Annotated in this window: 9 protein-coding genes; 4 read left to right on the forward strand and 5 right to left on the reverse strand. The window is 36.4% G+C overall.

Features of this window, described 5'->3' with window-relative positions:
- Nucleotides 1–4: 4 nt before the first annotated feature.
- Nucleotides 5–3,172 carry a SusC/RagA family TonB-linked outer membrane protein gene (locus tag ACUTSE_RS12540; protein WP_445640466.1) on the reverse strand — a complete coding sequence of 1,056 codons (3,168 nt, stop codon included), beginning with the start codon at nucleotides 3,170–3,172 and terminating at the stop codon, nucleotides 5–7.
- A gap of 335 nt (nucleotides 3,173–3,507) precedes the next feature.
- Between ACUTSE_RS12540 and ACUTSE_RS12545 the strand changes: the two genes are divergently transcribed.
- The 4 genes from ACUTSE_RS12545 (at nucleotide 3,508) to ACUTSE_RS12560 (ending at nucleotide 9,035) form a co-directional block, all read left to right on the forward strand.
- Nucleotides 3,508–3,855 carry a CidA/LrgA family protein gene (locus ACUTSE_RS12545; protein ID WP_002985890.1) on the forward strand — a complete coding sequence of 116 codons (348 nt, stop codon included), beginning with the start codon at nucleotides 3,508–3,510 and terminating at the stop codon, nucleotides 3,853–3,855.
- Complete coding sequence (locus ACUTSE_RS12550) at nucleotides 3,852–4,553, forward strand: LrgB family protein (RefSeq protein WP_445640467.1); 702 nt, start codon at nucleotides 3,852–3,854, stop codon at nucleotides 4,551–4,553. Before ACUTSE_RS12545 ends, ACUTSE_RS12550 begins: the two co-directional genes overlap by 4 nt.
- Nucleotides 4,554–4,761: 208 nt before the next feature.
- A complete protein-coding gene (locus tag ACUTSE_RS12555; RefSeq protein ID WP_445640468.1) occupies nucleotides 4,762–7,041 on the forward strand; it encodes an FUSC family membrane protein in 2,280 nt (759 codons plus the stop codon).
- Nucleotides 7,042–7,259: 218 nt separating this feature from the next.
- Nucleotides 7,260–9,035 (forward strand): AMP-dependent synthetase/ligase, encoded by a 1,776-nt coding sequence (locus ACUTSE_RS12560; protein ID WP_445640469.1) that lies wholly within the window; start codon nucleotides 7,260–7,262, stop codon nucleotides 9,033–9,035.
- Nucleotides 9,036–9,165: 130 nt separating this feature from the next.
- Here ACUTSE_RS12560 and ACUTSE_RS12565 read toward each other — a convergent pair whose 3' ends face one another.
- From ACUTSE_RS12565 to ACUTSE_RS12580, 4 genes are all read right to left on the reverse strand, one after another.
- The gene (locus tag ACUTSE_RS12565; RefSeq protein ID WP_445640470.1) at nucleotides 9,166–9,693 is read right to left on the reverse strand and encodes a DinB family protein; all 528 of its coding nucleotides are present in this window, start codon (nucleotides 9,691–9,693) and stop codon (nucleotides 9,166–9,168) included.
- Nucleotides 9,694–9,800: 107 nt separating this feature from the next.
- Complete coding sequence (locus tag ACUTSE_RS12570) at nucleotides 9,801–10,598, reverse strand: class I SAM-dependent methyltransferase (RefSeq protein WP_445640471.1); 798 nt, start codon at nucleotides 10,596–10,598, stop codon at nucleotides 9,801–9,803.
- A 99-nt stretch (nucleotides 10,599–10,697) separates the two neighbouring features.
- The gene (locus ACUTSE_RS12575) at nucleotides 10,698–12,905 is read right to left on the reverse strand and encodes a S41 family peptidase (RefSeq protein WP_445640472.1); all 2,208 of its coding nucleotides are present in this window, start codon (nucleotides 12,903–12,905) and stop codon (nucleotides 10,698–10,700) included.
- A 159-nt stretch (nucleotides 12,906–13,064) separates the two neighbouring features.
- Complete coding sequence (locus tag ACUTSE_RS12580; protein WP_445640473.1) at nucleotides 13,065–13,466, reverse strand: DoxX family protein; 402 nt, start codon at nucleotides 13,464–13,466, stop codon at nucleotides 13,065–13,067.
- Nucleotides 13,467–13,478 lie beyond the last annotated feature (12 nt).

The raw sequence follows: 13,478 nt of genomic DNA on the forward strand, positions 1-13,478 counted from the left end.
AGTATTAGAATTTTACATTTAACCCTAGTCCAATCCAACGTGTTGAAGGATCTTGGATATCGTTCTTATTTGCCGTATCGTAATCTGGATCAGAGTATAATCCTTTTGATTTTTTCCACATCAATAAGTTATATCCCGTTAAAGAAGCAGATAACTGCGTGATTTTCTTTGATTTTATCATAGGCGTAAAATCATACGATAAACTCAAGGTTCTCAATTTGAAATACGTTCGATCAAATACGTTTGCGAACAATTTGCTTTCTTTTTCAGTTACTCGAGCGCGATAAGGATAATTTTGCGCCCAACTTTGCCAGTTTACAGCCCCAGTATGCTCTTTAAATACACGAGTATCCGAAATCACATTCCCTTGTACATCCGTTACTAATTCTCCCGAAACTAGATTAACCCCACTAGGTACAAACACTGGATTTCCTGTTGAGTACTCTTCATCTCTGTAGCGAACAGATTCAGGATGTTTTCCTCCCCACCACATTTTCTCTACCACTTCAGAACGCATTACACCACCCCAAATACCATCAATTCCAATATTCAATCCCCAGTTTTTATACTTGAAGCTATTGTTCCATCCTAATGTCCATTTCGGGTCTTTATGTCCTAAATACGCCGCTTGTTTATTTGCAGTAGGCATTCCTGTTTTTTCGTCTAAGATGACTTTTCCATCTGGTGATTTCATCCAATCCACACCATAATACGAATCCACACGGTCATTCAAACGCAAGTCGCCAAATCGCTCCGCATCTTCGTGAATTTTCGTCAAGCGTCTTGTTCTCGCACTCCAGTTGATGGCTGAATTCCACTGAAAATTATCATTTTTCACTACAGCACCTGTTAAGGAAATTTCCCACCCATTTGTTGTATATTCATTTCCATTCACCTTCATGTTATTGAATCCAGATGCTTCTGAAACAGGATAATCAATAATAAAGTTTGAGTCCAACACGCGATAATACGTTACATCTACATTTAAACGCTTCTTGTAAAAAGCACTTGATAAACCAACCTCATAAGTTTTTGATTTCTCAGGAAGTAAATACGGATTCAAAACGGCATTGGGATATTCTACCATTTGATTGCCATTGAAAGAAGGATTTACAGGAGAATAGGTCGATTGCAATTGGTAAGGAGTCAAGTCACTCGATACATTTGCCCAAGACGTATACAATTTTAAATAATCAATTTGTTCAGGCATCTCAACTAAATTAGAGACCACCACACTCAAGGAAGCTGAAGGGTAAAAGTAGGAACGTTGACTTTTCGCCAAAGCTGAAGACCAGTCATTACGCCCTGCAAAACTCAAGAAAAATGCGTTGTATAAATCAAATTCTATGGTTCCATATACACTATTTACTGCCTTTTTCTCCAAGTAATTCGTTGCGGTAACGGGACCTTTTGAATTTCCTAAATTGTGTACACCTGGCACAGTCAATCCATCTGCTGCTGCAAATGAATTTGTTAAGCGATAGTAGCGAGAAGCCGCTCCTGCATTAATGTTAATTCCAAAATTATCTGTAATAGTCTTGCTGTACATCGCTAAGAAATCATAATCAATATCCAAGCGATCATTTTGCTCTAAACTATATCCACCTTCTCTTGATGTACTATAATTGAAATATGATTTTGGGCTTTGTAATTCTGTATTGTTATTCGTTGAAATCATCGAAGCTCTTCCTTGTAATACCAAATCCTCCGTTGCTTGATAACTCAAACTCAATTGTGCATTTGTCACATCTTTATTCCAGATGCGTTTGAAATATTCTGATCCAAACCAAGGGTTGTTGTACCACGCATAATTGTAACTTGCTTGTTTATATCCTTCCATTCCTGGAGTCCATAAATTATTTTTCAAATCACGTCCATTCACATCATCTCCCATCCAAATTAAAATAGTATACATATGCCCACTTGGGTTATACTCATAATTTGGCACATTTGGCGCGTGTACTTTGCTATAAGAAAGCTTAGAATCTAACGTCAATTTATCGGTCAAATAAGTTGTTGATTTGAAGTTTAAACTCCCTCTATACATACTCGTATTCGGTACTCGGTCTTTGTTGTACGAAAAATCCCCTCCTAAGCGATACGATCCTTTTGCTGATTTGTTTGAAACCGCGAAATTTGTACGAGAGATGATTCCAGTTTCCATAAACTCTTTCAAGTTATCGTGGTACTCCCAAGCGATAGGCACTCTTTCGTAACGCGATTTATCATCATACTGTGTGCCTTCCACGTTTCCATACCAAGGAATTACGCTTCCTGTTTGTTTGTCTCGAATTGGACTATTCCATTGTGCAATATTCACCCCTGGTTCAAATTTAGGCCCCCAAATCATATCTCCATCACTGATTCCTCCATCTTTTCCGTCCCAGAATTCATATTTCCCATTTGATCCACTTCCGTATTCATTTTGCGTTTTAGGAAATAAAGTATACCCTGCACTGATCATTGTATTTTGCGATACCTCAACCGATATACCTTCTGTTTTAGCATTTTTAGTTGTAATCATAATGGCTCCATTACGACCTAATGAACCATAAAGTACAGAAGCACTCGTTCCTTTCAATACGTTGATATTGGCGATATCCTCTGGTGATACATCATAAAAATCGGTCGTTACTGGAATCCCATCAATCACAATAAGTGGATCTTTTCCTCTTAAGGAAAACTTAGGTGCTTGTAGCATCCCAGGAGGATTGGATACTTGAAGTCCTGCTACTTGACCACTCAACAAACTTCCCATATTCGGTGTAGCTACTTCTTGTACTTTTTTGACGTCTATATTTTGCGTTGCATATCCAATTTTCTTCTCTGCTTTTGAAATCCCCAAAGCTGTGATAACTACTTCATCTAAAGAAGCTTGTTCTGGGGTTAATACAAAAGTAAAGTCGATTGTTTTTTGTACTGCTTTTTCACTGTTTTTGTACCCTATAAAAGAAACTACAATATGATCTTTATCTTCTACTTCTAATGTGAATTTTCCATTTAAATCTGTTGTTGTTCCCGCTGTTGTTCCTTTTATTACAACAGAGGCACCCGGTAACTCTAATCCGGTTTCATCTTGTACCACACCTGTAATATTTCGCTTTTGTTGCGCATAGGTCAGGCTGACACATAGTAGAAATACGGTATTCCAAAATAGTAATTGCTGTCTCATAATTCTTTTAATTAAGTTGAGACAAATATTGTTTTTTCAACGCGCTATCGTATTACGCAAAAAACAAGAATCCCGCTTTTTACTTTAACTAATTATTAAGAATCCCAGATACATGAAACAATAAGATAACAAAGGTAAACGGAGTTGTATCTTTCAATCCCTTACGGCAATCGTCTGAAATTTGCAAAGAAAAATTTCCTTTTTACACGATAAAAATGGAGTGTTCCTCTTAATTTTATTCCTAAAAATTAACGCTATTCAGTATAAAATTCTAGTTGATTTCCGAGGCTGCTCCCAAACACTTTTAGTAATTTTGTCTAAAATTTACATCCAAAATGAACGTAGTCAAACAAGTCGCAGTCATTTTTGGCTGCCTTGCCTTTGGTGAATTAATCATTTACCTCACAGACATCAAGCTTCCTTCTAGTATTATTGGTCTTCTTACTTTGTGGATCTTATTGCAAACAAAAGTGGTACAAGTACACACTATTCAAGACATTTCGGGGTTTCTTATGCGCAATATGGGTATCTTCTTTGTTCCGCCTTGTGTAGCCATGCTCAATTATTTTGACTTACTACAAGCCTCCTTTGTTCCTCTTGTAGTAGCTACTTTACTCAGTACAGTTCTCGTTGTTTTTATTACGGGATTAACCCACCAACTTTTGCGAAAACTAAAAAAATGAGCTTCTTATCTAACCCAACATTTTTACTCTTTTTGGTCGTAGCCTTTTATGCCTTAGGTCTTACACTAACAGAGAAATACAAATGGATTATTTTTAATCCCATTATTCTATCTACAGCCATTCTTATTACCTATTTGGTTCTGCTAGAAATTCCCTATGAAAACTTTAGCCAAGCGGGGCAATACATTGACTTTTTCTTGAAGCCATCCATTGTAGCCTTAGCCATCCCTTTGTATCTTCAATGGCCGGTAATTAAAAAACAACTTTTTCCCATCGTTATCAGTCAATTCGCTGGTTGTGTAACAGGGGTTGTTTCTGTTGTACTATTAGCACATTGGACGGGTGCAGAACGCGAAATTATTTATTCTCTCGTGCCTAAATCTGTCAGTACGCCGATTGCGCTTGAAATTTCCAAAACAGTGCATGGCATTCCCTCCATCACAGCAGCAGCTGTTATGATTGCGGGAATATTTGGTAGTATGGTTGGTTTTCAAGTCCTTCGCCTCACACACATCAACAATCCGATGTCTCAAGGTATTGCCCTAGGAACTTCTTCCCATGCTATGGGAACGATGAAAGCGATGGAAATCAGCAATAAATACGGTGCTTTTGCCAGCGTTGGAATGATCTTCAACGGTATTCTAACTGCGATTTTAGCCCCCATCATTTTATCACTTTTACTCCCTTTGCTCAACTAAGTTGCTTTAGTTTTAAATTATTATTAAATTCAAAGCAGGAAATCCAATACAATCAAGCATTTTGAGTAACTTTATAGAAAATAATGCTACTATAAAAAAAAATATGCGCGAAATTAACTTGTACCATACTATTCCATAGATAGTATATCGTACAAAACAAAAAATTGCAGATAAAAAAAAGAAAAACTAAATCTAAGCCACTGAAAATATGCTTCAAAAAGCAAGAAAATACACTGATAATACCCATTTAGCAGATTCGTTAAAAATCACCATTTCGGGAGTAATTCCCTTCTTATTTTTTATGCCAAGTCAACAATTTGATTGGGCATTTGCTATGGCTGTTGGTGCTTTACTAACGGCTCCTGTCGATATTCCCAGTAACCTCAAGGATAAAATTAACGGTATCTTAGTTGGAGCATTACTTGTTCCCTTCGTTACCTTGCTCTTATCCTTAACCCAAGGAAATTGGTACTTTTATCCTGTTTTCATCTTTATCATTTTTAGCTTAGGGATGATTTCAGTCTATGGACATCGAGCCAATCTATTATCCTTCAGCGGATTATTAGCTGCCAGTTTAGGATTGGCACACAGTTATGTTGGTAAAGATTTATGGATCCATGCTTTACTCCTACTCTTGGGAGGTTTACTCTATTTGGTTGTTTCCCTAGCGTTTTATTTCATACGTCCTCGTCGTTATGGGGTTTTACAAACGTCAGAGTGTATGGATTTAACGGCGGATTACCTAAAATACCGTGCGCAATTATGGACTCCAGGGGTCAATGCAGATAAAATTGTTGAAGAACAACTCAACATCCAAATTAAACTCAATGATGTACACGAAAATCTTCGTGAATTTCTTGTACTCAATAAAGCCAATACAGGAAACTCCTCGAATAACAGACGTTTACTCGTAGCTTTCTCCACTCTAGTTGAAATATTGGAAATTGCCGTTTCTACTTCTTTCGACCATAAAGAACTACATGAACTCTTGGATGAGGATGATCCGACAATTATTCGCGATTACCAATCTTTAGCAGAAGATTTTGCTGCTGCTATTAAGGACATTGGAGATTCCCTCAATATGGGATTGAATTACAAGCCTAAATACGATTTTGATCGCAAATTAATCGCCTTACAAGAGAAACTAACTGCCTTTATTGCAGATAGTAAATCTCCCAAAAAAGTAGAAGCCGTGCTTTCTTTTTCCAATGTCTTGCACTATGCGCAAAGTCAGATTGATAAAATTCACATCTTAGAGCGCATCTTAACCGAAAAGACATTTAGTGATAATGTAGAAGATCGCTTTAAAGAGTTAGAGAAATTCTTAACTCCGGTGCATTATCGTTGGGAAACACTCGTTGTCAACCTAAACTTTACGTCTACGATTTTTAGACATGCCACACGTTTAACCTTGACCATTTTAATCGGATTGATCATCAGTAACATCTTCAATCTACTTAATGGATATTGGATTTTACTAACGATTGTCGTGATTATGCGACCTGGTTATGGATTGACGAAAACACGTTCCTTTGAGCGTGTAATTGGTACAATATTAGGAGGATTGATTGCCTTTGGTTTGTTGTTTATCCTTCAGGATAACCACACGCTTATTGCCTATTTAACCATCTTGACAATGATTTTAGGCTACTGGTTTTCTCATACGGATTACAAAGTCGGGGTGACGTTCATTACGATGTATGTCGTATTGATCTATGCAATCCTGACACCTAATTTCATGGACTTATTGATTTATCGCGTTATTGATACCTTGATTGGTGCACTATTAGCTTTAGGTGCCAATTATTTGCTATGGCCGTCTTGGGAGTTCCTCAATGTCAATGTACACTTGTCTAAATCCATTCAAGCCAACCAACAATACGTCAAGGAAATCAAGGAAATTTACAACCAAAAGAGCGAGCCTACTCTGTCCTATAAATTGGCCCGTAAATATGCCTTTATCGAAATTGGAAACTTAATGGCTTCTTTTCAGCGCATGATTCAGGAACCAAAATCCAAACAGCGTTTGCGTTCTGAAATTTATGAATTAGCCGTATTGAATCACACCTTCTTATCGACAGCAGCTTCTATTGGTGTATATGTACAGTCTCGTCATACTACCAAAGCCTCAGAATCGTTTAATTTGGTGATGGATTATATTGACAAGAACTTACAGTTAACCCATAACTTGCTTAACAATACTCCTACAGAAGAGGACTTAATCACAGCAGAAGATCAGGAAAGCTATCGTGTAAGCATGAGTTATTTACAAAATGTTAGAGAATACGAGTTGAAAAAATCCTATACAGACGATACGCAAATTAAAAACTTGATGGAAGAATCTGCCATGGTGATTCAACAGTTGACGTGGTTGGCCCATCTATCTGAAAAAATATTAAAAATAAGTAAGGTAATTCGAGATAAGAGAGAAGAAATGCAGCAGAAAAAGCTCGTTTTAAATCCAACAATATTATTTAAAAAAGGGTAAATTTCCTTTTTTATTAGTTCTGTAAAAAGAGGTGTTTTTTGTGTTTTAAATCATTTTTAAATGCAATAAAACACCTCTTTTTATTGTGAATATTCAACATAAATCAACCATCCATTAGCAGATTTACTTCTATTTTTTTAAAAGTCAACAAGTTTGAGCTACTTTGTATCAAATTCTCTTTTTTTTTCGTATTTTGCAATAACTAATTAATTACGACGATGATGAATCCAACTAGACTTTTTGATATACCTTATTTCCAACATGAACATTTTCCTTTGGAAGATGCGCTGGTAACCAAAGTTAACGGTGTTTGGGAAAAGACGTCATCCGCCAGTTACCTTCAAAAGGCCAATGCTTTATCTAGAGCTCTTTTGAGATTAGGTGTTCAACCCAATGATAAAATCGCAGTTATCTCTAGTAACAACCAAACCAAATGGAATCTATTGGACATTGGTATTCTACAGATTGGCGCTCAAAATATTCCTATTTACCCAACAATTGCTCCAGAAGATTATCACTTTATTTTAAGTCATTCTGAAGCAACGTATTGTGTGGTATCAGATCAGGAAATCTACGATAAATTAATGTCTGTTATTGATCAATTACCCTTGATCAAAGCGGTCTATTCTTTTGATACTATTGCTGGATGTAAAAATCTCGATGAATTATTTGAATTAGGAGCAGATGAATCCAATCAAGAACAAGTAGAACAACGCAAAGCAGCAGTGACTCCTGATGACTTAGCAACTTTAATTTATACCTCTGGAACAACGGGAAAACCTAAAGGAGTTATGCTTTCACACAACAATATCCTTTCCAATGTATTGGGTAGTAGTGAACGTGTACCTTTCACCAGAGAACAACACTTCAAAGCATTAAGTTTCTTGCCTTTATGTCACGTTTTTGAGCGTATGTTGATTTATTTGTATCAATATAGCGGTGTAGGTATTTACTATGCTGAATCCATTGATAAAATGGGGGAGAATATGAAAGAAGTGAAACCTAATGTAATGACCGTTGTACCTCGTCTTTTAGAGAAAGTGTATGACAAGATTTTTGCAACAGGTTCTGCATTAACAGGCATAAAAAAGAGTATTTTCTTCTGGGCTTTAGAGCTTGGATTCAAATACCAACCTTATAACCGCGGGTTCTTTTACAATTTACAACTGGGTATTGCCCGTAAATTAGTATTCAAAAAATGGCAAGAAGCCTTGGGCGGAGAGATGAAGATCATCGTTTCGGGAAGTGCTGCTTTACAGCCTCGTTTATCCCGTGTATTTAATGCTGCAGGAATTCCTGTAATGGAAGGATATGGATTAACAGAAACCTCTCCTGTGATTGCAGTAAATGACGAGCGAAACAAATCCATGAAAATTGGAACTGTTGGAAAACCGTTAAGCAATGTAGTCGTTAAAATCGCAGAAGATGGTGAAATTCTATGTAAAGGACCTAATGTTATGTTAGGATATTACAAAGATGAAGAACGCACCAAAGAGGAGTTAAAAGACGGATATTTCCATACAGGTGATATTGGAACCATTGATGAAGAAGGATTCTTGAAGATTACCGATCGTAAAAAAGAAATGTTCAAAACCTCTGGAGGGAAATATGTAGCACCACAAATCATTGAAAACACCCTGAAACAATCGCGTTTCATTGAGCAAATCATGGTTATTGGAGAAGGAGAAAAAATGCCAGCAGCGTTAATTCAGCCAAACTTTGAATTTGTAAGAGAATGGGCGAAACGCAAAAATATTAAGTTAGGGAATACCAATGAAGAGCTAATCCAAAATGAACAAGTACGTCAACGTATCGAGAAAGAAGTAGAATTTGTAAACCGCAAATTTGGTAAGTGGGAACAAGTGAAAAAATTCGAATTGACACCAGATGTATGGAGTATTGACAATGGTCAATTAACCCCTACATTAAAATTAAAACGAAGAGTTATTTTGGAAATCTACAAAGATTTATACGATAAAATTTATAGAGAATAATAAAAAAGGAAGCCATGAGCTTCCTTTTTCATTATATCGTTTTTATATCGTTTAATAGTATAGACCTGAATATCATCACACAAGGTTTACCGTCTAAAACAACAGCTGTTAACTATAAACTATCCCACTGTTAACCGTTAACTGCTAACTGTAAACCATTATAATGATGTTCTACGTGATAACTTGCATTATATGCCATTTCCTTTAGCGTAATCAATCCCAATAAAGGATGAGGGATTTGCAAGCTCTCAAAATCAGCTTTTGTTAATTTTAAAATAGCTGCATTGTATTGTGAGATTAACGCCATCAATTGTTCCGTTAGCGCTTCTTTAGATTCCGTAATTTCCTCTTGAGGTACAAATTGTTCAGGTGCCTTCCCTCCTTCTTTCAATTTCACTAAATAAGCTGCCTTTAGCTCCTCATAAGTTTGATTGCGTCGTTCTACACGTCCAAATTTTGCCTCAATAGCCGCTACTGGCAATGTATAAACATAAACCAAGGGTTGTACTGCTAAAACCAAATGTTTCAAATGCTGGGCTGCATTCCACTTTCCTGGTGAAGGGTGAAAAAGATATGCTTCCTCGGATAGTTGATGGATACGCTGTACAAATTCACTGTATTTTTCAACTAGTTCTTTCGTTATATCTGCTTGATTCATATATTTTTATTTTGTTTTTTGTTGGTTCCTTAAATGTAAAAAAAAATAGGAACGAATTACAATTCGCTCCTATTTTATCTTATTTTCTTATCTTTATTTTCTTGCTCTTACAATTGAGCTACAATAGAATACACCATTGGAATTTTATTATCCAAGTGTTTGATGCGGTATTTATTCGGTTCAAATTCAACAGTATGTTGAAAACAAGCATAAGGAGAATAATCAAATTCTTCAAAGCCCTGAATCGTTAACTTATTTTGAATTAAACTCGTCATCACCTCACTCAAACTATGATTCCAACAAACATACGACTGTGAAATATCCGCTGCTTTATCTGCATAGGTTCCACTTTCCGTTTCTACAATAGCAGCGGCATTAAAATAATTGTATCCTACCTTCGTGAAGTCATCGTCAAACATCCATACCACAGGATGAAATTCAACAAATACAAAATGTCCGCCTGGTTTTAAAAAAGTAGCAACAACATTGGCCCATCTATCCATATCAGGCAACCATCCGATCACGCCATAACTCGTATAGACAATATCAAATTTTTCATTTAAATGATTAGGCAAATCATATATATCACAACATACGAATTGAGCCGTTGACCCGGTTTCCTCTGCTAATTCTTTTGCTTTTTTAATGGCTTCATCCGATAGATCAACACCAGTTACTTCAGCGCCTAGTCGGCTTAAAGAGATAGTATCTTGACCAAAATGGCACTGCAAATGCAAAATCTTCTTGCCTTTAATATCGCCTAATAAATTGAGTTCAATCTCATTTAAAGAACTCTTTCCCTTTTTAAATCCCTCAACATCATAAAAATCGGATTGAATATGTGTCTCCGTGCGATTATTCCATGAGTTTCGATTGATTTCTATATAGTTTAATTCTGGTTTCATTTTTGTATATTTCTATAATTTTGTGATAAAAATAATCTATTATTTATTTCCCTCAACTAAGTAGATCAAAAAAGGTAAAAAAACCGGCACGATCATCTACTACAAGGTTCCTTTAATCACCTTCACTCCTGTTTCCAAGAAGGTATCTACATTATTGCGAACATCGTGTATCGTTTTTAGTATATCTAAATTGGGTACAATACCAATACGTTGCGTTTCCTTACCATCAGGATAATATACACCTAAGCCCGAAATATAAGTCCCTAGCCCTCCAGGGAATGAAATAGATGAAACATTTCCATCTGCACCTGCGGTTTGACTCCCTACTAACGTTACTCGATCACCTACTTTAAAGGCCATCGCGGTATACTCTGCTGAACTTTGAGTACGTTCATCTACTAAAACAACCACTTGTCCTTGATAGGGTTCACCATCTGGTTCAATTACCTGAAAAACACGATCAAATACAATTTCTCCTGGATTCTTGTAATTTGGTTTAGAAAACCTCGCAAAAGCTTTAGTTTCTGAAACAAAGAAGCTCCCTAAAGTAAAAGGTACAAAAGCGGATGGATAATTGCGAATATCAATTATAATTCCTTCCGTATTTCGGAATGTATCTTTAATTTTCTGAACATCACCATCTTGAATATTACCAAGCGTAACATACCCAATATTATCCTCTAAAAAGCGGTAACTAGGTTCCCCTTTCAAGGGTTTAAACCAGCCGTAAGACTTGAGCTCACTTTTCGGATACATCTTTATTGTGGCGTGTTGCTCTTTATAATTACGATCCACATAGGTGATTTCTACCTCTTCTTCATTCGTTCTCAAAATATTAAACAAACTAATATCTCTCAGTTGAGCGCTGCGATTAGATCCTGGGTGATACGGAGAAATACGATCTAAAATTTGTTCGATACGCTCTTGATTAATATGGGTTATGATGTCCCCTTTCTCCAATTTAATATCCGCTACTAATTCGGGATTGTAAATATCTGTCACCACTAATTGGTTTAAAATAAATTCCACGCGAAATGGGGCATATCGATTTCCTCTCATTTGATTCAAAGCTTTACTTCCTTGCCATAAATCTGTGTGAGAATCATTTACCTCCGCAATCAACTGCAGGACAGCTGTTTCATAAGCTAAGCGATCTGAAGCTTCAAGAAATGGACGAATATGCAAAGCCAAAACATCTTCCCAATCAGTATCTGTTAAGTGGCGATTCGGCATATAATACTGCATTACATTCCAAAAGCGATATAACCCCATTAAGCGAAAACCTGCATCAGGTAATTCCATATTTTCATATGTTTCCTCATTGGTAAAAACAGCATTGCCTATACCAGGAGCTTCACTGACATAGTAATGTCTGTCTTGGTTTCGATTTTTATAAATGTACTTTATTTTATGCTGAAGTTCGTCTGAAAGTGCATACGTGGTCATCCAATCTAAATTCGGCTTTAAAATAGCATCACTATCGGTGTCCTCACAAGTTTCACATAACTTTACCATGCCCAACTGATCTATCCATTTCAACAGCAAGGCATCGCGTTCTTTTTTGGATGTAACTGCTAAGTACTCTGGTAAAAGACGAAAGAGTTCATAATCCCAATTATACTTTCCTACAGCAATAGCAGGGTGATGGTATTTTAAGAATCCCCACACTCTTCCTAATAAAGCGAGGTTTGTAAGGTGATCGGTTTGTAAGGTTGGAAATACAACTGAAGATCCTTGATCAAATGCTTTGTCTTGTTTTGCTGGAAAATTGATTTCTGCGACTTTTGCGTTTGAAACATCTTGACCGTCAATGGTTACTTTAAAATCATCCAACCACATGACTCCATAGCCAGCCGTTTGGATTGCAATGACCATTTGTTGGGCTTGTTCCGGTCTAAGATTGACCGCAATCTCAAATTTTTGCCATTCATTGGTTCCTGTAATCAATTCAGATAACTTGACAAAATCCAACATGGGATCGATGCGTATCACAGGAGTAACTTGAAACGTTTCATCTCCAACTGTCCTGATATAACCAGAGAAAACTAACTTTTTCCCGCTGTAATTTGGCAATATTTTTGAAACAGAAAACATAGGATTAACCTCATCCGTTTCATGCATTGCTAAAGCAAAAGAAGATTTTCCTTCTTTGAAAATCTCATGATCTTGAGTAGGTATAAAAAGACTATTTCCCTCAATAATCCACCCTACTGGTTCATTAGTAAGTCCTATTGGTTCTTCGTCTTTAAATGTTTCAAAATTATAATTTGCAGGTACTTCTTGAGCTATACTTGCCCATGATAGCATAGCGCACAAAAATGCGGGATACAGTTTCTTCTTTAGCGTAAACAAAATTTATATGTTTTAGTTGATGTCCTAAACATACAAAATCTGAATTAATTAAAAGGTGTTTTGTTTGACTGTTTACGGTTAACTGTTAAAGTAAACCGTAAACAGTCAAACAACTTAAATAAACAATCCTTTTTTGCCTTTGTATAAACGATAAGAACCGGGTCCAATCATAGCGATTGCCAATGCTCCTACTAAATACAACACATTAAGTTCTGCTCCGATTCCACCTGTGGTAGCACTAAGGGCAAATGATCCGCCTCCTTTTACTAAAATCATAGACATGACCATAGTAAAAGCGATTAATACACCGGATAAACGAGTAAAAACACCTACAATTAAAAGGATCGGTGCAATAATTTCTCCTACAGGAACTCCCAACCACAACCAAGTAGGATATCCTTTGGCTGCTAATTGTTCAATAATCATATCGTGTCCGTGGATAATTTTGTGAATCCCATGAAAAATCATCAATCCCCCTACTCCTAATCGTAAAATAAATTTTCCTAAATCTTGCATATTCTTTTCTAT

This window comes from Myroides sp. TSA_177.3 (genome assembly GCF_052691955.1).

Bases quoted from the DNA above. Each gene is read 5' to 3' on its own strand.
- ACUTSE_RS12580 (WP_445640473.1), bottom strand. From the start codon at position 13,466: ATGCAAGATTTAGGAAAATTTATTTTACGATTAGGAGTAGGGGGATTG.
- ACUTSE_RS12570 (WP_445640471.1), bottom strand. From the start codon at position 10,598: ATGAAACCAGAATTAAACTATATAGAAATCAATCGAAACTCATGGAAT.
- ACUTSE_RS12555 (WP_445640468.1), top strand. From the start codon at position 4,762: ATGCTTCAAAAAGCAAGAAAATACACTGATAATACCCATTTAGCAGAT.
- ACUTSE_RS12575 (WP_445640472.1), bottom strand. From the start codon at position 12,905: ATGCTATCATGGGCAAGTATAGCTCAAGAAGTACCTGCAAATTATAAT.
- ACUTSE_RS12550 (WP_445640467.1), top strand. From the start codon at position 3,852: ATGAGCTTCTTATCTAACCCAACATTTTTACTCTTTTTGGTCGTAGCC.
- ACUTSE_RS12560 (WP_445640469.1), top strand. From the start codon at position 7,260: ATGATGAATCCAACTAGACTTTTTGATATACCTTATTTCCAACATGAA.
- ACUTSE_RS12565 (WP_445640470.1), bottom strand. From the start codon at position 9,693: ATGAATCAAGCAGATATAACGAAAGAACTAGTTGAAAAATACAGTGAA.
- ACUTSE_RS12545 (WP_002985890.1), top strand. From the start codon at position 3,508: ATGAACGTAGTCAAACAAGTCGCAGTCATTTTTGGCTGCCTTGCCTTT.
- ACUTSE_RS12540 (WP_445640466.1), bottom strand. From the start codon at position 3,172: ATGAGACAGCAATTACTATTTTGGAATACCGTATTTCTACTATGTGTC.